Source organism: Bacteroidota bacterium (assembly GCA_016713765.1).
GTDB lineage: Bacteria > Bacteroidota > Bacteroidia > AKYH767-A > 2013-40CM-41-45 > Pollutiaquabacter > Pollutiaquabacter aromativorans.
Genome location: JADJON010000001.1, coordinates 308,637 through 330,683, shown reverse-complemented (window position 1 = coordinate 330,683; position 22,047 = coordinate 308,637). Strand labels below are relative to the sequence as shown.

At 52.5% G+C, this 22,047-nt stretch carries 20 protein-coding genes and 1 tRNA gene; 11 read left to right on the top strand and 10 right to left on the bottom strand.

The window, feature by feature from the left end; all coding sequences use genetic code 11:
- The first annotated feature begins 10 nt into the window (after positions 1–10).
- From IPJ96_01415 to IPJ96_01405, 3 genes are read left to right on the top strand one after another with little or no spacing between them, the layout of a single operon-like run.
- Complete coding sequence (locus IPJ96_01415) at positions 11–241, top strand: hypothetical protein (GenBank protein MBK7909006.1); 231 nt, start codon at positions 11–13, stop codon at positions 239–241.
- Complete coding sequence (locus IPJ96_01410; protein MBK7909005.1) at positions 238–1,179, top strand: substrate-binding domain-containing protein; 942 nt, start codon at positions 238–240, stop codon at positions 1,177–1,179. Before IPJ96_01415 ends, IPJ96_01410 begins: the two co-directional genes overlap by 4 nt.
- Positions 1,176–2,864 (top strand): tetratricopeptide repeat protein, encoded by a 1,689-nt coding sequence (locus IPJ96_01405; protein ID MBK7909004.1) that lies wholly within the window; start codon positions 1,176–1,178, stop codon positions 2,862–2,864. The genes IPJ96_01410 and IPJ96_01405 overlap by 4 nt, the downstream gene beginning before the upstream one ends.
- A 69-nt stretch (positions 2,865–2,933) precedes the next feature.
- Here the strand turns inward: IPJ96_01405 and rnr are convergent, their stop codons facing one another.
- Positions 2,934–5,288 (bottom strand): ribonuclease R, encoded by a 2,355-nt coding sequence (gene rnr / locus IPJ96_01400; GenBank protein ID MBK7909003.1) that lies wholly within the window; start codon positions 5,286–5,288, stop codon positions 2,934–2,936.
- Between the two features lie 198 nt (positions 5,289–5,486).
- Here rnr and IPJ96_01395 point away from each other — a divergent pair, with 198 nt between their 5' ends.
- Positions 5,487–6,386: a hypothetical protein gene (locus IPJ96_01395; GenBank protein ID MBK7909002.1), complete on the top strand. Its 900-nt coding sequence runs from the start codon at positions 5,487–5,489 to the stop codon at positions 6,384–6,386.
- 75 nt (positions 6,387–6,461) lie between these two features.
- Here IPJ96_01395 and IPJ96_01390 read toward each other — a convergent pair whose 3' ends face one another.
- Complete coding sequence (locus IPJ96_01390; GenBank protein ID MBK7909001.1) at positions 6,462–6,749, bottom strand: thioredoxin family protein; 288 nt, start codon at positions 6,747–6,749, stop codon at positions 6,462–6,464.
- An 83-nt stretch (positions 6,750–6,832) separates the two neighbouring features.
- Here IPJ96_01390 and IPJ96_01385 point away from each other — a divergent pair, with 83 nt between their 5' ends.
- Both IPJ96_01385 and IPJ96_01380 read left to right on the top strand, forming a co-directional pair.
- Positions 6,833–7,795, top strand: coding sequence for a putative sulfate exporter family transporter (locus tag IPJ96_01385; protein MBK7909000.1), 963 nt, complete (start codon positions 6,833–6,835; stop codon positions 7,793–7,795).
- A gap of 52 nt (positions 7,796–7,847) precedes the next feature.
- A complete protein-coding gene (locus IPJ96_01380; protein MBK7908999.1) occupies positions 7,848–9,608 on the top strand; it encodes a potassium transporter TrkA in 1,761 nt (586 codons plus the stop codon).
- Between the two features lie 65 nt (positions 9,609–9,673).
- Here the strand turns inward: IPJ96_01380 and IPJ96_01375 are convergent, their stop codons facing one another.
- From IPJ96_01375 to IPJ96_01355, 5 genes are all read right to left on the bottom strand, one after another.
- Entirely contained in the window at positions 9,674–9,910 is a 237-nt protein-coding gene (locus IPJ96_01375) for a hypothetical protein (protein MBK7908998.1), read from the bottom strand.
- A gap of 12 nt (positions 9,911–9,922) precedes the next feature.
- Positions 9,923–10,612, bottom strand: coding sequence for a transposase (locus IPJ96_01370; protein ID MBK7908997.1), 690 nt, complete (start codon positions 10,610–10,612; stop codon positions 9,923–9,925).
- On the bottom strand, positions 10,531–11,463 hold the full coding sequence (locus tag IPJ96_01365; GenBank protein MBK7908996.1) for a transposase: 933 nt from the start codon (positions 11,461–11,463) through the stop codon (positions 10,531–10,533). Before IPJ96_01365 ends, IPJ96_01370 begins: the two co-directional genes overlap by 82 nt.
- Positions 11,460–11,756: a hypothetical protein gene (locus IPJ96_01360; GenBank protein ID MBK7908995.1), complete on the bottom strand. Its 297-nt coding sequence runs from the start codon at positions 11,754–11,756 to the stop codon at positions 11,460–11,462. Before IPJ96_01360 ends, IPJ96_01365 begins: the two co-directional genes overlap by 4 nt.
- 114 nt (positions 11,757–11,870) lie before the next feature.
- Positions 11,871–12,146: a hypothetical protein gene (locus tag IPJ96_01355; GenBank protein ID MBK7908994.1), complete on the bottom strand. Its 276-nt coding sequence runs from the start codon at positions 12,144–12,146 to the stop codon at positions 11,871–11,873.
- Positions 12,147–12,228: 82 nt separating this feature from the next.
- Here IPJ96_01355 and IPJ96_01350 point away from each other — a divergent pair, with 82 nt between their 5' ends.
- From IPJ96_01350 to IPJ96_01335, 4 genes are all read left to right on the top strand, one after another.
- Complete coding sequence (locus tag IPJ96_01350) at positions 12,229–12,741, top strand: histidine phosphatase family protein (GenBank protein MBK7908993.1); 513 nt, start codon at positions 12,229–12,231, stop codon at positions 12,739–12,741.
- Between the two features lie 206 nt (positions 12,742–12,947).
- Positions 12,948–13,202 carry a hypothetical protein gene (locus IPJ96_01345; GenBank protein MBK7908992.1) on the top strand — a complete coding sequence of 85 codons (255 nt, stop codon included), beginning with the start codon at positions 12,948–12,950 and terminating at the stop codon, positions 13,200–13,202.
- A gap of 15 nt (positions 13,203–13,217) precedes the next feature.
- Positions 13,218–15,368 carry a polyphosphate kinase 1 gene (ppk1, locus tag IPJ96_01340; protein MBK7908991.1) on the top strand — a complete coding sequence of 717 codons (2,151 nt, stop codon included), beginning with the start codon at positions 13,218–13,220 and terminating at the stop codon, positions 15,366–15,368.
- A 6-nt stretch (positions 15,369–15,374) separates the two neighbouring features.
- On the top strand, positions 15,375–16,259 hold the full coding sequence (locus IPJ96_01335; protein MBK7908990.1) for an exopolyphosphatase: 885 nt from the start codon (positions 15,375–15,377) through the stop codon (positions 16,257–16,259).
- Positions 16,260–16,331: 72 nt separating this feature from the next.
- On the opposite strand, the gene IPJ96_01330 is transcribed toward IPJ96_01335, so the two are convergent.
- Positions 16,332–17,255, bottom strand: coding sequence for a bifunctional hydroxymethylpyrimidine kinase/phosphomethylpyrimidine kinase (locus tag IPJ96_01330; protein ID MBK7908989.1), 924 nt, complete (start codon positions 17,253–17,255; stop codon positions 16,332–16,334).
- Between the two features lie 169 nt (positions 17,256–17,424).
- Between IPJ96_01330 and IPJ96_01325 the strand changes: the two genes are divergently transcribed.
- Positions 17,425–17,501: transfer RNA gene (locus IPJ96_01325), tRNA-Asn, on the top strand.
- Here the strand turns inward: IPJ96_01325 and IPJ96_01320 are convergent.
- Together IPJ96_01320 and IPJ96_01315 are read right to left on the bottom strand one after the other, a co-directional pair.
- Complete coding sequence (locus IPJ96_01320) at positions 17,464–19,008, bottom strand: recombinase family protein (protein MBK7908988.1); 1,545 nt, start codon at positions 19,006–19,008, stop codon at positions 17,464–17,466. The genes IPJ96_01325 and IPJ96_01320 overlap by 38 nt on opposite strands.
- Positions 19,009–19,234: 226 nt before the next feature.
- Positions 19,235–20,140: a MerR family transcriptional regulator gene (locus IPJ96_01315; GenBank protein ID MBK7908987.1), complete on the bottom strand. Its 906-nt coding sequence runs from the start codon at positions 20,138–20,140 to the stop codon at positions 19,235–19,237.
- Between the last annotated feature and the right edge of the window lie 1,907 nt (positions 20,141–22,047).

Here is a 22,047-nt window from a genome sequence, read left to right as displayed (position 1 = left end):
ACCCACACGCATGGCGGATGAATCGTCCCGGCCTGCGTCCCGTTTCCGGTTTTACCTCAACGCGACGATGGCCGTCCTGTATAGCGCAGCGGGCATCGTCGTTTTCTTTTTCTGGACGACGAGCCAGGTGCCGGCAAACAACCGGCGAATCGCCGGCGGCGCGCTGATGATCTACGGCGTGTACCGGTTCTACCGAAGCTTGCGCGCCTATCGGGCCGAAACAACCCCGCAACAACCATGAACACCCGGCGACTACGATTGCTTTACCTGCTTCCGTTGTTTTGGCTGTTCGCCTGCGGCAACCGGACCGACCGACCGTCGTACACCGATACGCCGACTTCCGGTACGATCGACATCGTGGTGGACGAATCGTACGAGCCGTTGATCAAGGTGCAGCTTGACACCTTCATGCGCATTTACAAGTACGCGAACATCCGGGCGCGTTATCTGCCGGAAGCGGAGGTGATGAACGAATTGCTCCACAACGATTCCGTCCGCATCGCGATCACCGCGCGAAAACTGACCAAGGACGAAACCACGGAGTTCGACAAGCAGCGCATCATCCCGCGCTACACCAAGATCGCCGTCGACGCGGTTGCGCTTCTGGTACATCCCGACAATCCCGACACCGCCTTGGGGACCGAGCAACTGTGTGCCATCGTGCAAGGCAAAACCAGTACCTGGAAGATGCTGGATCCGAAAAAAGGGAGCGCCGACACCATCCGCATCGTATTTGATCGCAGTGGTTCCTCGAATACACGCTACCTGAAGGAGGAGTTTCTCGAAGGCGGCAACTTTCCGCCGAACTGCTACGCGACGAATTCGAACGCGGACGTGATCGATTACGTCGCCACGCATCCGAATGCCCTGGGCATCATCAGCGTGAACTGGATCAGCGATTCCGATGATCCTACGGTGAACGAATTCCTGAAGAAAGTACGCGTTGTTTACCTGGCTGCCGAAGGCGAAAGTGCCTTTGTTCAGCCATATCAGGCGTATATTGCACTGAAATCGTATCCCTTGACGCGGGACGTCTATGTGATCAGCCGGGAGGGCCGAAACGGGCTTGGCACGGGCTTTGCCGCCTTTGCCGCCGCCGATCAGGGCCAGCGCCTGGTGCGCATGATGGGCCTGCTGCCCGCTACCATGCCGGTCCGGATCGTCAACCTACACGAGTGAAAAGAACCATGAAGAACCGATTCCGTTACCTGCTCGCCGCACTGCTGCTGCCGGGCTTTGTCGCGGCGCAATCGCTGGAAGAAGCCAGGAAGCTGACCGAAAACGAGCAGTACGATGCCGCGACGAATGTTTACCAGCAACTCATCTCGCGCGAACCCGCCAACGGGAACCTGTATTATTTCTTTGGCGACAACTATCTCCTCGGCGACAATGCCGATTCTGCCATGATCGTATTTGAGCAGGGACGCAAGGCGGATGCCGCCAACCTGTTGCTCAGCATCGGAATGGCCAAGTCGCTGATGGATCGCATGAGTGTTCGCGAAGCCAAGAGCGCCGCGGAAAAAGACCCCTCCAATGCGGAAGCCGCGGCCCGTTATGCCGACGCGCAGCGCCGCGTAGCCGAGGCCCAGCAACTAATCGACGACGCGGTAGCCAAAGCGCCTGCCAAGAGCGCAGCGGTGCTGATCGAAGCCGCAGAAGCCCTGATCCACTATACGAACAAGGACCTTGACAAGGCCAAGACCCTTCTGGACCGCGCGCTGACCATCGAGCCGAAGAACCCGGAGATTCACCTCCTGCTGGGCGACATTTATACGGAGCTCAACAACGGCACCCTCGCCGCCGACTACTACAACAAGGCGCTTGATTACAACAAGACCTCCGCACGCGGGATCGTGAGCAAGGGGCGCTTGTACAAACGTTCCACCAACTACGAAGGCGCGGCCGCGGAATTCGAGCAAGCCATTCAACTGGATCCCAACTACGCTCCCGCTTATCGTGAGCTCGGTGAAACCTACTTCCGCCTTGGTCGTCTGGAGAAAGCCAAGGAACAATACCGCAAGTACCTCGAACTCTCCCGCAACAACTGCAACGCGCGTATCCGGTACGCGTCCTTCCTCTACCTGAGCAAGGAGTACACGAACGCCCTGAACGAGATCAACCAGGTCAAGCAGAAATGCGATTCGGGTAACGTCACCCTGCTGCGTGTAGAATCCTATTGCTACTTCGAAATCAAGGACTACCAGCGCGGACTCTTCGTGTGCAACCGACTGTTCGACAAACTGCTTGAAGACAAGCGCACGGTCACCGACTACGAATACTATGGCAAGATCCTGATCGGTTCCGGTCGGGACTCGCTGGGTGTCGAGAACCTTCGCCGTGCTTACGGCATGGATCCGTCGCGAGTCGACCTGCTTTCCGAGCTCGCCAATGCGTACATGAAGATGAAGCGCTACCCCGACGCGATCCAGGTGCTGAACGAAAAGATCACCCTGGGCAAGGACGTGAAGGTGGCCGACTACTTCAACCTCGGCCGCTCCTATTATTTCAATCACCAGTTTGCTCCCGCGGATTCCGCGATGATGAAGGTGAACGAGCTTTCGCCGAAGTATGCCAGCGGTTACCTCTGGCGCGCCAAGGCCAATACGCAAATCGACAGCACCAGCGAACTGGGCCTGGCCAAGCCGCATTACGAGAAATACATCGAGCTGGCCGAAGCGGACTCCGCCAACGCCGCGAAATACAACTCCGGACTGATCGAAGCCTACGGCTACCTCGCCTACTACTACATCCTCAAGAAGGACAACGCCAATGCCTTGCTCTACCTGCGCAAGAAAGCGGCGTTACCGCTGGAACCCGACGACAAGAAGAACGTCGAGGACGCCATCCGGCAGTTGAGCAAGTAAGTACCAACGCCAACAGAAAACCCGGCAGCCTACATCAGGCTGCCGGGTTTTTTCATGGATCAGGTTTTCTCAACGACGTTTCTTCGCCTTCTTCGGGGCCCGGAAACCATCGCGGCCGGGCCTTTCGCGGGAGCTGCGGCGCGCTCCCGCTTCCATGAGCGGCGTGTGGTGTTCCGGATTGCGCTCCATACGAAAATCGATCTGACGTCGTTGCAGATCGGCTTTTAACACCGTGACGCGCACGGCATCACCAAGCGAATACACGCGACCGGTCCGGGACCCGATCACGCGGAGGTTGGTGTCGTCGAATTCGTAGAAATCGTCTTCGAGTTCGCGGAGGCGCACCAGCCCCTCGCATTTGTTTTCAGAGAGCTCCACGTAGAGGCCCCATTCGGTCACGCCGGAGATGATGCCATCGAAGGTCTGCCCGAGTTTATCCTGCAGGAACTCGACCTGCTTGTATTTAATCGAGGTGCGTTCCGCATCGCTTGCCTTGATCTCCATCGCCGTGCAGTGCTTGCATTGCTCTTCGAGCGCTTCCACATCGACATCCTGTCCGGAAGCGAGGTAGCGTTCGAGCAGACGGTGCACGAGCACGTCGGGATAACGGCGGATGGGGGAGGTGAAGTGCGTGTAATAATCGAATGCAAGCCCGTAGTGCCCGACGTTATCGGTGGTATAGACCGCTTTCGACATACTGCGGATGGCGAGTTGCTCGAGTACGTTTTGTTCTTTTTTTCCGCGCACGCTCTTCATCAGGTCGTTGAGCGAATGGGCGATCTCACGGTCATTTCCGGTCTTGATCTGGTAGCCCCAGCGCCCCGCGAAAGCGGCAAACGACTGCAGCCGTTCATTCACGGGACCTTCGTGCACCCGGTAGACGAAGGGCTTCGCTTCAACCGTAAGGTGTTCCACCTCTTCCTGGTGCTTTCCTTTTTTCATCCCCTGCCCGGTCACGCGATGACGTTTTCCGACAAACTCGGCAACCGAACGATTGGCGAGCAGCATGAACTCTTCGATGAGCTTGTTTGCGTCCTTACTTTCCTTCAGGTAGACGCCGATGGGGCGACCCTGTTCGTCGAGTTGAAATTTGACCTCCACCTTTTCGAACGCGATTGCGCCCTTGCGAAAGCGCTCCGTGCGGAGGCGTTGGGCCAGCCGGTGCATGAGGCCGATCTCCTCGGAAAAGGGGCCTTGTCCGGTCTCGATCACCGCCTGCGCTTCATCGTAGTGGAAACGCTTGTCGGAGAAGATGACCGTTTTCCCAAACCAGGTGTCGTGCACCTTGGCGTGTTCGTCCATGACGACCACGACGGAGAAACAAAGCTTGTCCTCTCCAGGACGAAGGGAACAGACGCCGTTCGAGAGTTTTTCGGGCAGCATGGGAATCGTGCGGTCGACCAGGTAAACCGAGGTGGCCCGTTCGTAGGCTTCTTTATCGAGCCGGGTATGTTCGCGGATGTAATGGGTGACGTCGGCGATGTGGATACCGATTTCCCAGCGACCGTCTCCGGCCGGCCGGATCGATAAGGCGTCGTCGAAATCCTTCGCGTCGATCGGATCGATGGTAAAGGTCGGGACGGAGCGGAAGTCGCGCCGCTTGCGAATTTCCTGGGGGGTGATCTCCTCGGCAATCGCTTCGGATTCCTTTTCCACGTGCGCGGGAAACTCCAGTGGGAATCCGTACTCGGCCAGGATGGAATGCATCTCGGCGTCGTTCTCCCCCGGCCAGCCCAGGACGCGGGAGATGCGGCCCATCGGGTTCTTGGCGTTCTTGGGCCAGTCGACGATCTCCGCCATCACCTTCTGTCCCTGCTCGGCATTCGACAGCAGGTGTCCGGGAATGAAAATATCGATCAGCATCTTGGGGCTGTCGGGAACCACGAACGCGTACTTGCCGACGAGCTGTACGGTTCCGACGAATTCGGTGCGCGCGCGTTCGAGCACCTCTACCACTTCTCCCTCGATGCGCTGGTTGCGGTGTTTCGCATAGAGGAACACCTTCACCCGGTCGCCGTGCAGCGCCTGCCGGACGTTCCGTGGGGCGATGAAGACATCGTCTTCGTCATTTTCGCTCAGCAGGAATGCCGCGCCGGAGGCGGTAATGTCGATGATGCCTTCGAGGTAGGAATGCTTCGGTTTCAATTTGAACTTCCCGCGCTCTACTTCGATCAACTCGCCTTTGAACGCCAGGTCACCCAGTAGTCGGATGATTTCGTTGCGTAGTTCTTCCCCCAGCTCTTCCCGGTTTTGTTCGGGAGAAGCCGGGAGGCGGTCGATAAAATCAAAATAGGGTTCACGCAAATGGCGTGCGAGTTGCTTGTGGTTGAAACTCCTGTTCGGGTGTTGGTTGAATGCCTTATACAGCTCCGACAGGATGAAATGTTCAACCGGATTTTCGTCTTTCCTCTTCTTCTTTGACATGTGTTGCTTGAAGTCCGCGCGTTCAGAAATGGCAGCGACTTGACGCCCGTCTTCTTCACACAAGATACAACTTCATTCAGAGAACAAACTCACTGTGCGCAATGTGAAAAACACGTTTCATAACTTTTAGCATGACTACAATACCCGGTTCCCACTGCCGTTACTTTTATGAAACATTTAAGCACCACTTAAGCGAACATGGAAACGCAAAACCAAGATCAAAAGAAAGGCAAAGGCACGCTATGGCTCGTGTTGTTGATCCTTTCCGGAGCGTTGAACCTTTACCAATGGCAGAATCACTCCACGACCGTGAACACCTACGAACAGAAGGTGGATACGCTGGTCGTCGAGCGCGTCAACGTTGAAAAGGAACTCGCCGAAACGAAATCCGAACTCGAGAAGTACCGCGGTATTTCCGCGAACCTCGACAGCCTCCTGAACGAGGCCAACGCGAAACTCGAAGAGCAGGCCAAGAAGATCAAGAGCATCAGCTCGCAGAAGCAAAGCATGACGGAGCTCAACGAGAAGCTCAAGAAGCAGCTGGCTGACCTGCAAATGCTCCGTGACGAATACCTGGGCCGCATCGACAGTCTCCTGATGGCCAACAAGCAGTTGCAGACCGAGAAGGAGCAGCTCACCTCGAATGTGGAGACCCTCTCGAAGAACCTCGAGACGACCGTCGCGACCGCCTCCGTACTGAAGGCCGAGTACATCAAGGTCACCTCGTACAAGCGCAAGGACAGCGGCAAATACGTCGCTACCCTGCTCGCGAAGCGTACGCACAAGATGGACGTCTGTTTCGACGTGCTGGACAACAAGATCGCGAAGCAGGGTGACAAGACCGTCTACCTGAAGATCACCGAACCGGGTGGTAAGCCGGTCGGCAACCGCAGCACGGGATCGGGCACGTTCAAGACCTCCACCGGCGAAGAAGTCATGTACGCCGCTTCGGGCACGCTCAACTATTCCGGCTCCAAGCAGAACATCTGTCTGAGCTACGAAGAGCAGGAAGACAAGAAATTCCCGGCAGGCACCTACCTGATCGAAGTGTATGTCGACGGTAACGTTGCAGGAGCGGGTTCCTATACACTGCGCTAAGCGTCCGCCCAATCAATAGAACGAAGCGACGCGATCAATCGATCGCGTCGCTTCGTTTTTATCAGGCACGAGGAATCAAACCGACAGGAGCGGCTCCATCATCCGGATCATAGCGGGCGCCGAATCAAATCCCCGGTATCGCCAGATCTCTTTTCCGTCCCGCAAGAGGACGAAGGTGGGCACGCTCAGCACGTGAAATTCGCGTGCTCTTTCAGGGAATTGATCAATGTCGATTTTTTCCAAGACGATCCGATCACCGAAATGTCGCAGCACCTGTTCCATCACGGGCTCCGACCATTTGCAGGGTTCGCACCAGGTAGCCTGAAAATCCAGCAGTAGAAGAGGTTCAGTCTTGTCTCCCATGATGTAAAAATACACATCGGCCGTTTGATCCTTAGGCGGAAGCGGTAATAACCTTGCGTCTGTTTCCGTCGTACTTTTGTATGATGTCAGTAACAGCCGGAACGGGCGGCAGCCCAAGGAACACCCGCACGGTCATCGGAATGGTCTTGTTTCTGGCTTTTCTGGTAGCCATACCGGCATTGGGATGGTCGCCTTCGATCGCATTGGTGTGCGGACTGCTGGTCGGGATCATTTTCGGCAATCCGTTTCCCCAATACACCAAGCCGGTCACCAAGTATCTGTTACAGGCATCCATTGTCGGACTGGGCTTCGGCATTAACATCAACAAAGTTGTAGCGGCAGGTCAGGAGGGATTTGTTTTCACCCTATTGTCGCTTTCGGCTGCGATCGGTTTGGGCTACCTGCTCGGGCGGCTGTTTCGGGTGGACCGTGTGATCAGTTACCTGGTGTCGGTTGGCACCGCGATCTGTGGAGGAAGCGCGATAGCCGCGGTGAGTCAGGTTGTGGAGGCCGATGATCAGGAGGTTTCCATTTCCATTGGAACGGTTTTTATCCTGAATGCTATTGCCTTGCTGATCTTTCCTCCACTCGGACATTGGGCGGAGCTGACGCAGCATCAATTCGGCATCTGGGCTGCGATCGCCATTCACGACACCAGTTCGGTGGTCGGCGCGGCTGCCTCCTACGGCAACGAAGCCCTGACCGTCGCCACGACGGTGAAGTTGGCACGAGCGTTGTGGATCGTTCCGCTCGCGCTGCTATCGGCTGCGATTTTCAAGAAGAAAAGTTCGTGGGGAGGATTTCCCTGGTTCATCTTGTTTTTTCTTGTCGCCTCCATGCTGGGTTCCTGGGTGAACATGCCACTGATCCTGCTGGCCGCGATCGTACACAGCGCAAAAGCGGGATTCAGCATCACCCTTTTCCTGATCGGCGCCGGAATTTCCCTGGGCGCTCTGAAGCGCGTAGGTCCGCGCCCGTTGTTGCTCGGCGTGGTATTGTGGGTGATCATCCTGGTCTCGTCGCTCTATCTTATCAGCAGGTACTAACTACTGAATCGCAGGTAACACGCGATTGAATTTTACTAACTTGTAAGCGATCATGCAGATCGCCATCGTACTCGGATTGTTGTTTGTCGCGCTGATCCTTTTTTCCTGGGATCGGATACGGATCGATGTCGTCACGATCGGACTGCTTGCCATCCTGATGGCTGCCGGCATCTTGACACCGATGGAAGCGTTCGCGGGATTCGGCAGCGATTTCATCATCATGCTGGCCGCGATCTTCGTGATCAGCGGCGCCTTGCAGCAAACGGGCGTACTTGACCTGGTCGGTTCGCGTCTGTTGAAAATCGCGCAACTTCGTCCCGCGGCCCTGCTGACCCTGGTGATGTTCTCGGTGGGAATCACGTCGGCGTTCATGAACAATACGACCGTCACGGCGATCTACATCGCACCGGTCATGGCGGTTGCGCGTAAGTTGAAGATGAGTCCGTCGCGATTGCTGCTACCAGTGGCGTATGCTTCCATTCTCGGCGGATGCTGCACCCTGATCGGAACATCTACCAATATCGCGGTAGGCGGCTACCTGCACCGTAACGGGATCGGCGAGATCGGCATGTTCGACCTGTTGCCGGTAGGCGCTTCGATGTTTGTTGTCGGCTGGATCTACATGAATACGATCGGAAAGCGATTGCTGCCGGACCGTCCGGAAGTCTCGGTCACCGACGAGTTCGGCCTTCGGGAGTATGTCAGCGAAGTTGTGATCACCCCCGGTTCGCCATTGATCGGCCAGACGGTTTTCCATTCGAATCTCAGCCGGATGGGATTTCGCATTCTCAACATGGTCCGGGGAGAGGAGCGTTTCATACCGGACCCCACCACGCGCATACTTGAGCATGATCTGTTGATCGTGGAGGGGAAGATCAACGATTTGTTGGAGGTCCGCGAAAGGGAGGGCATTTCCATTCGCGCCGACCTGCTGATCGATCGGGAGTTGCAAAGCGAGCGCTTTAAACTGGCCGAGATTCTCGTGACACCCGAGAGCGAATTCCTTAACTCGACATTGAAAGAGGCAAAGTTTCGGCAGCGTTATGGGTTGACCGTACTCGCCATCAACCGCACCGGGTATTCGGTGAACGAGAAGCTTGGCCGTTTTGTCTTAAGAAGCGGTGATGTCCTGCTGGTACAAGGATCCGTGGAAACGATCTCGTATCATAAACGGAGCAAGCGCATGCAGGTGATGTCGGACTTCATGCCATTGCTGTATCGCAAGAGCAAGGGTTTGCTGACGTTGGGGTTATTCATCACCGCCGTGATCGTCGGATCACTGGGCTGGCTGCCGTTATCGGTGACCTTCCTGCTCGCATCGGTCGTCGCCGTCGGTTCGGGTGCGATCAGCGTGAGCAAGGCCTACGAAGCAATCGACATGCGACTGCTGATCCTCATCGGGGGAATGACGGCATTCGGATTTGCCATGAGCAAGACCGGCACCGATCAGTGGTTGGCAGATCAGCTCGTTCGACACCTGTTGCCCTTCGGTGAAATGGCGATCATGGCCGGCTTTGTCATCCTGACCGTTTTCCTTACGCAACCGTTGTCGAATGCCGCCGCCGCGCTCGTGGTACTACCGGTGGCTATCGAGACGGCGCATCGGCTTTCGGTGAATCCGATGACTTTCGGCGTTGCCGTGATGTTGTCGGCCAGCGTTTCGCTGATCACGCCCTTCGAGCCCAGTTGCATTCTGGTCTATGGCCCGGGACGGTATCGCTTCTCCGATTTTTTCCGGACCGGCTGGCTCTTAACCGCTCTGTTGATGGCTGTCTTGCTGGTGATGGTGCCGATGCTGTGGCCATTGCACTGAAGACTGCCGCAGCAACCTTCCGCACATGCCGGTAAACATTTTGGGATATTCCCGAAGTAATTTATTCACCCCGGGATATTCATCAATCCATTGAGGTCAATGTTTAAAAGCCCGGAACGACTATTTTCTTCAAACGATGCTTGGTTTTTCGACAAGCGATACCAAACCTTCTGTTCATAGTCGTAAAGAAAAAACTCTGCGAGTCCGTATTGTTGAAGCGCCGCAACGACTGTTAATTTCATTTCGGTCAGATCATCATGCCGGCAGAATTCGATTGCGGCTAACGGCAGTTCGTGCAACAACTCCCCAAAAATTCAGCACCACCCTTCCCGGACGATAACAGGAACAAGCTGCCAGCACGAATATTTTTGGTATTGCCTTGCATTACGGAGCGCCCTATCCGTAAAAATAGAAAAAAGCAGCCTGGTGAGCCACTTTTTCAACTTCGGCAGGCCTAAAATGTTTATAACCCTCCGAAAATTATAAATGAGATAGATTAATCCGAACTCGCCTTCATTTTTCCGGAGGCCTTTGAGTAGTATGTGATCGTAGCCCCATTGTCGCTTGATGGTGCCGAAGATGTGTTCGATGATTTGCTGGCGCAGGGAATAGGTCGATGTGTTTTCACGCACCCGGCGGTTGTTGCGCTCTACCGCGCCGGCATGTTGAGACCGTTCGATCAGGCGCCCCTTGGGGTTGCGGGTGCACAGGTGTTTGACCGCGCAACTGCCGCAGGCCGTCGTCTTGTAGTGCTTGACTTTGGTTACCGACTCTTCGTACTTCTTATTATACCAATGGCCGGTGGTCTTCAGGATGTGACCCTGCGGACATTTGTACTGGTCCTTCTTCGGGTTGTACCGGAAGCGCTCGCCGTAGTACTCCGGAGTCGGCACGGGATAACTGCGGGGTACTTCCTGGTAGGCTACGATTGTGTAGATGTCTTCCTGCTCACAACCGGTAAGCTGCTCGCCGTTGTGGTAACCCTTGTCCGCCAGTACAGCCACGGCATCCGTATCGCAAATACGCTTGGTTTTCTGCGCCATCGGCAGTAAGGCTTTCCGGTCGTTCTGGTTGGTGACTTGTATTCAAGGATGAGCTTGTTCCGCTCATCTGCCACCGTCTGTACATTGTAGGCCACTTCGATTACCGACCCGTGCAGGATCATGGTCCGGGCATCGGGATCGGTGGTGGAGATTTGGTCCAGGCCCGTTTCCGCAAGCTGCTTTTCAATGCGCTTGTACTTGCGACGTTGGGCCTTTTGCTTTTTCAGTTTCTCAGCGATCGTGGCTTCTCTGGCCTCATCCAGATCGCCTGCGTTGAGTTCCTCGATGTAAGATTGGATCTTGTTGTCGATGTACTCCAGTTGCCGGTCGATCTTTTTCTGGTTGTAGTTTTTCTTCTTGGAGTTGACCGCCCTGAACTTGCTTGAATCGAGCGCCACCAGCGTTTTCCCGGTCAGGCCCTTTCGGTTGATCTGCCGGACGAAGTGGGTAAACGCATTGCGGAACAGTTTTGGGTTGTCTGACCGAAAGCCGGCAATCGTACGAAAGCAGGGTTGTAGTCCCTTCAGTAACCAGAGCAGTTCGATGTTCCGCTGGCACTCACGCTCCAGCAGGCGAGAAGTCCGTATGCGGTTCAGATAACCGTACACATACAATTTGAACAGATCGGCCGGGTGATACATCGGCCTGCCCTCTTCCGCAGGTTCATTTTCTAAAAATCCCAGTTCTTTCAGCGGCAACGCGTCTACGAATAAATCGATAACCCGCACTTCCGCATCTTCCGGGATCAAATCATCGATACAAGTCGGGAATAAAGTGGCCTGCCTGCGGTCGAATCCGGTTAGGTATTTCATGAAAAGCTGATTATTCTCTCAATATAATCAGCCCCGCCCGGAAACAGATCAAAATTCTTTAAACAATAGGGGAGGGTTTTTGCACAGTCTGACGGGTTAAGGTTGCGATCGTATACCACGACATCCGGTTGCGGACTGTCGGCGTGGAACGGGTCGAGATCGCTTTCAAATACTACCTCATATCGACTCGACGGCAAATTCCTTGCGAGTACATGTGTGTAATGTCGTGCGAGGTATTTTTTCCGATTGGTTACAGCCTCGTTGTTCCACGATTTTTCTTTCAGATGTTCCATGTCGATTGGATTTACCGAAAGTTATCCAGGAAGTGTTTTCAGGAGATTAAACCTGCAATGCTTAACAGTATGATAAAGTTGGTTCATCGGCCACCCGAGCATTTCCGGAAATGTTCAGCGAAGGAGCCGGGCGAACTGGCTGACGAAAAAGTAAGCAGAGAACCAAAGCAGGGTGAAGAGGCGATAGACAAGACGGGAGATCATACGGGTTGACGTGCGCTTGCTGATTTTCAAAAATCGATTCAGCCAACGACCGATGCGCCGGGGCTCTTCGGTCCAGTCGGCCAGGCTGAAATCGACGGCATCTTCCAAAATTCCCGGATTGTGATGGATCTGGTAGTAGGGGTCCAGGATGCGATGGCGGCTCAGCAGGGTTCCTCGTTGTTGCATGTGTTTCTCGATTGAATCAAAAGTAAGGGCGTAACTTTGCCTCCTTGTTAAACGAGGGAAAACTTCTCGTTAAATCGACTCTATGAAACGTCTGTACCTGGTGCGGCACGCCAAATCGAGCTGGGAATTCGGAACCCTGCCGGATGCCGAACGCCCACTGAACGAACGCGGTTACCGGGACGCACCGCGTGTCGGCGACTATCTGGCAGGAAAGTATGCACGTCCCGAAGCGGTAGTCAGCAGCCCGGCGATACGGGCCTATTCGACCGCATTCATTATTTGTCGTCGTTGGGATTTTCCCGTCGGTGCGATCATGCTCGAACCAGGTCTGTACGAGACCGACACAGATGCATATGCTGATGTAATCCGACAGCAGGATGATCGTGCACAATCGCTGTTATTGGCCGGGCATAATTTTTCGATCACACATTTCCTGTCGTTCATGCTCGGAAAGGAAGTCGGGGAGATGCCTACTTGTTCCGTAGCGGTCTTGGATCTTGAACTTTCTTCCTGGAGTGAATTAAAGCGCGGGTCTGGACGATTATTGGAGTTGGTGCTCCCGAAAGCCTTGCCCAACAGCGAAACGGGCCCATAGGCAATTGCTTGTTTATCAACATGTTATTGGCGGGATGACAGAACTCATCCAACCTTTTTACCGGTATACTTGACAGCGGGAAGTCGGTCGGCGTATCTTAAAGGGTAGACGCAGCGTTAATTCACTGTTAAGTTTCTGGACGTGGGCATTGTTGGCTATTGGGATTACGGAAATTGCCCATTCAAACGAGTTTTATGACAGATAAAATGAAAGCAGATCGACGCGAGCAGCGTAAAAAGCTCGCTTTGCAACTGGTACTGGCATCGGAAGAGATACTGAGCAAGCTGCACCCCGGTGCGACCTTGCGTGTTCGCAAGCAACTGAAAGGTTCGGCAAAGGATATCGCAAAAAAATTCCTTCGCGAAATGAAAACGGCGCAAGCGAAAGTCAAGCCTGCCGCCAAACCGGTGAGCAAGTCGAAGAAGAAAGCGGCGACACCCCGCACCCGGAAGAAATCCTGATTCCTAAAGTTCTTTATGCCTAAGCGCGCGTACCCATTTCTCAACCGGGATCTGAGCTGGCTGTCTTTCAACGCCCGCGTGTTGCAGGAAGCCGAAGATCCGGGAGTTCCGTTGCTGGAGCGCCTCCGGTTTCTGGGGATCTTTTCCAACAACCGGGATGAATTTTTTCGAGTGCGTGTTGCCAACGTACGGCGCATGGCTCGTTTTGGAAAGAAAGGTCGCGAGATTCTGGGGATGGATCCGGTCGTTTTGCTGGAGCGTATCCAGTTGATCACCCTTGCTCAGCAGAAGAAGTTCGACAAGCTCTACATCCAGTTGTTGCGTGAATTGGAGAAGCAAAAGATCTTCATGGTTGATGAGCGTCAATTGACGAACGAGGAGGGTGCCTTTGTCCGAAAATATTTTCGCGAGCAGGTACACCCGCAGTTGGCGCCGATCATGATCGAGACGGCCCCGAAGTTTCCGTATCTCAAGGACAAATCGATCTATCTCGCCATTCGCCTGTTGCGACCGGCGAACGGGAAGGAGAAGAAGACGAAGTTCGCTCTCCTGGAAGTACCCACCGATGTGGTGTCGCGCTTCCTGGTACTGCCGGGTTCCGGGGATCAGCACCGGATCATACTACTCGAAGATGTGATCCGGTATTGCCTGGACGACCTCTTTCCGAATTTCGATTATGCGGTGCGCGAAGCCTATACGATCAAGATGACGCGTGACGCGGAGCTCGACATCGACAGTGATGTGTCGAAGGGTTGGATGGAGAAGATCGAGAAGAGTGTCAAGCAGCGCAAGAAAGGCGCGCCGGTGCGAATGGCGTTCGACGAACGGATCCCGACGGATCTGCTGGCCTTCATCCTCCGAAAGATCAAACTCTTCAAGCAGGAGTACCTGATTCCCGGCGGCCGTTATCACAATTTCAAGGACTTTATCAATTTCCCGCGGGTTGGGCCAAAGCAGTTGTTTTATGCTCCGACAACCCCGGTGGATCATCCCGATCTGCGCGGACAGCGCAGCCTGTTCGATGTCATACGGCAAAAGGATGTGTTGCTGAGTTATCCGTATCACAATTTCCACCCGATCGTCGACCTCTTGCGGGAAGCGTCGATCGATCCCAAGGTGATAAGTATCTATACGACGCTGTACCGCGCCGCACGAAACAGCAGCGTCGTCAACGCCCTCATCAATGCCGCAAAGAACGGGAAGCATGTCACGGTGGTGGTCGAGTTGCAGGCGCGCTTCGACGAAGAATCGAATATCTTCTATGCCAATCGGCTACAGGAAGAAGGCGTTCGGGTGATCTTCGGTGTGCCGGGACTCAAAGTGCACAGCAAATTGTTCCTGATCAGCCGGCGGGAGGGCGGAAAGTTGGCGCAGTATGCGCACGTCGGCACGGGTAACTTCAACGAGCAAACGGCCAGGTTGTACTGCGACCACGCGTTGCTTACCTCGAAGAAACCCATTACCCGCGAAGTGGAACGATTGTTCCAGTTCTATCAGGACAACTACAAAACCGGGCAGTACAAGCAGCTCATCGTTTCGCCGTTCCATACCCGCAAGCGGTTCATCCGGATGATCGACGAAGAGATCGACAACGCGAAGAAGGGAAAAGAGGCCTGGATGATCCTGAAGATGAACAGCCTGGTCGACAAGGAAATGATCGAACGGCTGTATGCCGCGAGCGAGGCGGGGGTGAAGGTGAAGCTGATCGTTCGAGGCATCTGTTCGCTGGTTGCCGGCGAGAAAGGCCTCAGTGATAACATCGAGGGCATCAGCATCGTCGACAAGTTTTTGGAGCATAGCCGGATCTTTTTGTTTTGTAACGGAGGTAAAGAGAAGTGCTACATCGCTTCCGGCGACTGGATGTACCGTAACCTCGATTTCCGTTCCGAAGTCGCCGTACCGATCAACGATCCCGCCTTGCGGGAGCAACTTAAGCATTATGTACAGTTGCAGTTGATGGACAACACCAAGGCCAGAATCCTTGACCAGCAACAGACCAACCGCTATGTGCGCAGCGATTCCGGCCGTAAATACCGTGCGCAGGAGGAGATTGCGCGATGGTTGCGGCAGGAAGCGGAGGTAAAGAAATCCACAACCGTTGTTGAAGAAGCGCCGCGGCCGGTGCAAGCACGAAGCCGGAAAAAGCCGACTTTGAAGAAGAAATAACTTCCCTTGCGTTACGCCGCCATCGATATCGGATCCAATGCCGTTCGCCTCCTACTGTGCCATGTAGAGCTGGAGCATGGTGAGACACACTTTCGAAAAGGAGAACTTGTCCGCATTCCCTTGCGGCTGGGAGAGGATGCCTTCCGCCTCGGTCGAATCACCGAAGAGCGGGCGACCCGCTTCATCAAAACGATGGAAGCCTTCAGGCTGCTCATCGAAGTCTTCGAGCCGGTCGCCTACCGGGCCTGTGCAACGGCCTCCCTGCGTGAGGCGAAGAACGGTGAAGAACTGATCCGACGCGTCCGGGAAAAAAGCGGCCTCAACATCGAGATCATCAGCGGCAAGGAAGAAGCGGAGATCATCTACAGTAACCACGTAGAGGAGCATCTCGATCCCATACGTGCGTATCTGTACATCGACGTAGGCGGCGGCAGTACGGAGCTCACGCTGTTCGATCACGGCAGGCTGATCGCTTCGCAGTCGTTCGATGTGGGCACGATACGCTGGCTGCAGCAGCAAGTACCAAAAGAGCGTTGGGAGGCAATGAAGAACTGGGCGCGTGATCAGGCGGCGGGGCGCGGTCCTTTGACGGCGATCGGTTCCGGCGGCAACATCAACAAGATCTTCAAAATGGTGGGGCGAAAAGATAAGCCGATCCCCTACGAACGACTGCGCGCGCTGTATGACGAACTGAAAGTGCACACCATCGAAGAGCGTATGGAGCTGTGGGGATTGAATCCGGATCGTGCCGACGTAATCGTTCCGGCGGCGAAGATCTATACCGGCATCATGAAAGCGGCGCAAATCAGTGAGATCATCGTACCGCAGATCGGACTGGCCGACGGGATCGTGCATCGGTTGCACGAAGAACGCGCGGTAATGAAACCCTGATCCCCGATCAGACGATGAAACAAAAAAGCCGGAGTACAAACGCTCCGGCTTTTGGATTTTATCAATCGGGACTTACACCAACTCGATATCGAACTGCACCAGGTCGATGAATTGTTGTACGCGTTCGTCGATCTCAGCCTGGGTGAGGCCGATCATGCGCTCGAGTCCGAATTTCTCGACGCAGAACGAAGCCATGGCGGAGCCGAAGATGATGGCGCGTTTCATGTTGTCGAAGGAGATATCGCGCGTTTGCGCGATGTGACCGATGAAGCCACCGGCGAAGGTGTCGCCCGCGCCGGTCGGATCGAACACATCTTCGAGCGGAAGGGCGGGAGCGAAGAACACCTGCTCCTTGTTGAAGAGGAGTGCACCGTGTTCGCCTTTCTTGATGATCAGGTAACGCGGACCCATCTGGAGGATCTTCTGCGCGGCCTTCACGAGCGAGTATTCTTTGGTGAGCAGCCGGGCTTCGCTGTCGTTGACGGTGAGGACATCGACGAGTTGGATGGTTTCCATGAGCGCGTCCCACTGCGTTTCCATCCAGAAGTTCATCGTGTCCATGACGACCAGCTTGGGGCGGGTGCGCATGCGCTCGATGACTTTCTTCTGCAGTTGGGGCATGAGGTTGCTGAGCATGAGGAACTCGCAATCCTGGTAAGAATCGGGAATGACCGGGTCGAAGTCGAGGAGCACGTTCAACTGGGTGTCGAGCGTGTCGCGGGTGTTCATATCCTCGTGGTAGCGGCCTGACCAGAAGAACGTCTTGGCGCCATGCTTGACCTGGAGGCCTTCGGTGGACATGCCGCTTTTGCGGAACTGGTCGATCATGGCCGGGGGGAAATCGTCGCCCACGACGGAGACCAGCTTGACATTTTTGGTAAAATAGGAAGCCGCTGTACCTGAATAAGTTGCAGCGCCGCCGATGATTTTGTCTGTCTTTCCGAAGGGAGTTTGGATGGCATCAAAGGCCACCGTACCGACGACTACCAGGCTCATTTAGGCTAATTTTTTGGCGAATATATTGCTTTTTCCCTGAAAAGCCTTACTTTTGTCGCCCCTTAGTACCCCTGATCTGCGTGCTTTAGTCCTGTTGTTCAACACAATAGGATGGCTGACCGTGAAGAGGAAGGGTTCTCCGCCCGGAGCGTTCCGCGCGAAGGATTATTCCTCCTTAGCTCAGCTGGTTAGAGCATCTGACTGTTAATCAGAGGGTCCCTGGTTCGAGCCCAGGAGGGGGAGCCAAACTGGGCGGAACGGAATTTTTCGTTCCGCCTTTTGTTTTTTCAGGCTGCAACTGGTTGATTTTCATAAATATGGATTCGAGGAACGATGGTTCTCCGATGGTTCGAACTTTATCGTTTTCAAAAATCAATTTTTTGGGAAACATCGAACCAAGCAACCGCTGCTTGAATTCGATTCGAGCCCCCTCGTACCGGTCTGCCAGTGAGGTGAGGTAACCGAGCGAGGCCCGGACAAAGTCCACCGAGTCCTTTCGGCGCGAGGTAACCGACGCCAGGCGTTCCTGGAGTTGGGTAAGCTCAACTATCAGGCGCTCCTTCGTGGAGGTATAACTTTCCTTGTCGATCTCGTTGCTGATGAACAGGTCGTTCAACCGCTCCAGTTTTGTTTTCACTGCAACCAACCCCTGCTCGCATAGCCGGGCGTCTTCCACTGCCGACTTTCTGCGCTCTGCAAAATGCTGCTCAAGGACTTTCGTATAGATCTCCACCATCACGGGTGAGGGTTGAAAAGAAGAAAGATAGCTGTGAAAAGCAGCATGCGCTTTGAAGTCCCTGAAGCGTTCTTTGCAGCCGTTCGAGCAATGGTAGTAAACGTACAAACCGCCATTTCCTTTCGAGCTGCTACCGGTGAGCATCCGTCCACATTTTCTGCAGATAAGATATCCCCGCAGAGGCATCAGTGGATTAAAACATTTGGTGACATCTTTTTTCTTGGTGGCCCTTTTTCGGATTTGCTGGCAACGATCAAAGAGTTCTTTGGAAATGATCGGTTCGTGCAAACCCGGAACGAGTGTAGCAGGTTCGTTTTTAAACGCCCGCAGCACGATGAAGCCCGCATACACCGGATTGCGCAGGATATTCAGGAACTGATTCTTCGAAATATTCAAACCCTTCAAAAGCAATTCCTGTCGGATTTTCTCAATGGATACTCCCCCAAAGGAGTACAATCGAAAGGCTTCTTCGATAAGACTTGCCTTGTCGGATTTGATGATTGCAGGTTTGTTTCTGGCATCCCGTACCAATTTGTAGCCCAGGGGCGCACGGCCCATCCAGCGGCCTTCTTTTTTCCCCTGTCGCATGCCGGCCCGGGTGTTCATGGAGCGGCGGTCGTTCTCCACTTCCGGTATGGTGAGGTAGACCGCGAGCATCACCTTGTTTTCGGGTACCGAGAAATCAATGGGCTGTTCGATGGACTGCACGGCGATGGCCATTTCACCCAATTCGCGGATCATCGCATAGGCGTCGGTAGTGTTCCGTGAGAAACGGTCCCATTTCAGCACCAGCAGCATGTCCGCTGTGAGTTCTTTTCCATGGAGCTGGCGTAGCATTTTCTGGAATCCCGGCCGGTCGAAGGATTTAGCGGAAGCATCATCCTGCACATGACAAACAATTTCCAGGTTTCGTTCCACACAATAGCGCCGGAGTTTTTCTTCCTGGTCCCGCAGGCTATAACCTCGATTAGCCTGTTCGTCGGTTGACACTCTTGAGTAAATGATTGTTCGGATCATTGAAGTCGGATTTATTGTACGACTGATATGCTTCTAAGGCCAGCAGTGTGAAGAAATCAAGCAAGACTTCGATCTCTTCCTTGCTATAATTACACCCGGCAGTAAGTAGAATTTTTTTTACATCATCAATGGTTAACATTAAGGATTAGTGAATACGTATCGGTCCAGTGCTTCTGGTGGCGACACAAAGTAATTATTCGGTCTGAGGCATTCAGTACCACGATAACTAGATTCTCGTAATTTTTTTTCTTTCTGTATAGAGGACGTGCCCTGACTTAGTTTTAATATAGAGGTCTTCGAATGCTCCTCTTGTTAGTATGTCGAAAAGCTTAATCGATTTATTCAGATTTACTTCTTCCGTTGTTTCGATACGGTCCGGCACTCCTGTATTCGAAAACCGAATCGTGACTTCCTTATAATTTCCTTCTCGAATAGTTTCAAGGATTTTTTTCTCCTGCTCTGAGAGGGAAAACAATCTTGACAGTTTATTGAGCGATACTGCTTGAAATACGTCTCCTATAATTTCGTTGATGGAAATGCAAATGCAAGTGCCCAAGAGTGTATCGATTGTCCCAGGTGTAATTTCACTGGCAAAGAGCCTATTCCAATAAATGGGTTCCATAAAGAGATTATTTTCAGATGTTGCGGCTTCACGGATACCAGTGTTATTATTGATTGCGATGGCGATGGAGACGTGTTCACTTTCAAGCAGGACTCCGTACAAGAAGGATTCGAAGAATGAAAGGTGGAAGTTGGCAATGGCAGCTTTAACGTCTGGTTGATCTAGTAGACGAGTATCGAATGATAGGTTCATTTCTTTCATTGTCCGATCGACTTGATGTAGCAGTTGATCTTTGGGCAATATCTTCGTGATATCTGCGAACATTTCATATTTAATTCGCGCCATCGTAGGTAAACCGACATTTAGTTTCCGAAGATTGGCGATGAAGCGGATCCATGCTAGTTCAACCAAATTGAACCGCCGCCACTTTTGCTCTTGAACTTTACTTGGAAGGAGTCCTTTCTCGTCCCAGTATGTGAGCTCACGATGAGTGACCCCTGTGTCGTCAAGCGAGAATGGGCGAGCGCTGAAGTACTTCGCCTGAATGTTTCTGATTTGATCGAGATTCATTCGCCTATAAATAATGAACAAATATGTTGATTTTTATTCAAGGATCCAAATAGTGCCCAAAATTTATGAAAAGTGCATTTTTTTTCAATTTCAGCCCTTGGTATATCGGCCGTTGGCAGCCATTTTTCGGTGATAGCCACCAGGCATATCTGACCTCATTTTGTAAAGAAGGAGCGGCCTTAAGTCAGATTCTCAAAGAAAATGTACCTACATGCAATGCAAAGCACCGAGGGGAATACAAAGCAGTTGAGCAGATAGTAGCTAATATCAGTAAGCGATGATGGATCAATGCTTAAGCAAAAGTGGAAGGAACTGTTTATAAGATCCCAACAATTTTTCCTTTGAAATCCAACCAGAGGAATAATAAGCCTGATTCAATTTGATGCCCATGCCACTATTCTATTTGGCGTTAGTTGACAACACCACCCAAGCGGGTCTTTTGATAGGGTAATTTAATAAAAAAGAAGGGGTTCTCATTTATAACAGTCACCCTCGAAGGAGGGTTGCCACTAAAGCGTATAACAATAACGTAATCTAGAACTGCATTGATAAACCCTACCACCCTCATTATTCAACGCAGCCTAGATACCTATGATGAAACCCGAGAAACGTATTTGTCTCGATACTAATTAATCAACCAGTTTTATTTAAAACCGCCAATTCATCGCAAGGGGTACCAAAGGACATCATTTGTCAAAAGAACTATTATCCAATCATACTGGTTAAAAAGTATTTGCCCCATACTATGATGGATGCTGGACCCCAATTAAACCCATGCTAAACCCAGAAATGCTACCCCCCATTCAATTGGCAAGTCAAAAAACGCAAGGTTTTTCCGATAGGATTATTGAGAAACAGTATTTTTTAATCAAACTTCCGAAGAATTCCTGGGTCATATGAAGTCCACTGAAAGTCCTAAAAATCCATCCAAATGATGCCATGAATTCAAAGTTACAAATACCCGATCGTTTATAGGCTAGTGCCCGGTGCAATAAATACCCGGGCATACCCCCTGCTCGGTAAAGGGGGTATTTCTATAAGGCTATTGTTCACCAAGGACGAACCATATGAATTAACAGGGGCCTTAGAAAAAACGCGGTTTTCGGCCATTTGTCAACAAGAATTCCTGGACGATCAATAGAGAGCTCAAAGGGGGCGTTTAATGAACATCCTTTGAAAATTAAATATTTTAAAGGTAAGCATTAAGTTCAACCCGAATCGCCTGTAGGTTGTGTAATAGAAGATTGTCCGAATCGCCAGGCCTTGAATACAGTTACCTCATTGATTTCCTGCAATGACATCAGATTTCCAATTGCTTATTGTGAATTATGAAAGAAGCAGTCGTGTGAGATCAAAATCTAGAACTCCGATTTGAAGGGATTGGCATCCGCCCTCAACTTCTATCGAAGTTTTTTAAGGAAGCAAATAGAATGTGATAAAAGTCATCATATAGCCTTTTTAAGGCTTCAGGATGATGACGATGGCTAATCCCAACATTTTCATATTGTAATTCGAGTAGTTTTGAACGCAGCATTTTTTGTGAAGATTTCTCAGTGTCTTCGACTGGTTGAAAAATTACCCCTCCCGGGCCACCGCAATCAGCCGATTATCGATTGCAAATCGCATTAAGGATTGAGTATTCTTGGTTCCGGTTTTAGATAATATGATGTGAAACATGTTCTTTACATGACTTAAACTGTAATTGTATCGCTGAGCGATCTCAGCATTGGACAATCCTTCGAATCGACTACGAATTAGTTGAATTTCTATCATTTTTAACCCGTCCGATTCGACTGCTTCCAGCTTGCGAACCTTTCTTAATAAGCAGGGCGTTATGAGATTGTTGTATAGATAATCTTGGCTTTTTAGCAATGGAATCTGGATAAGAATATCCTGTAGTTTCGAAG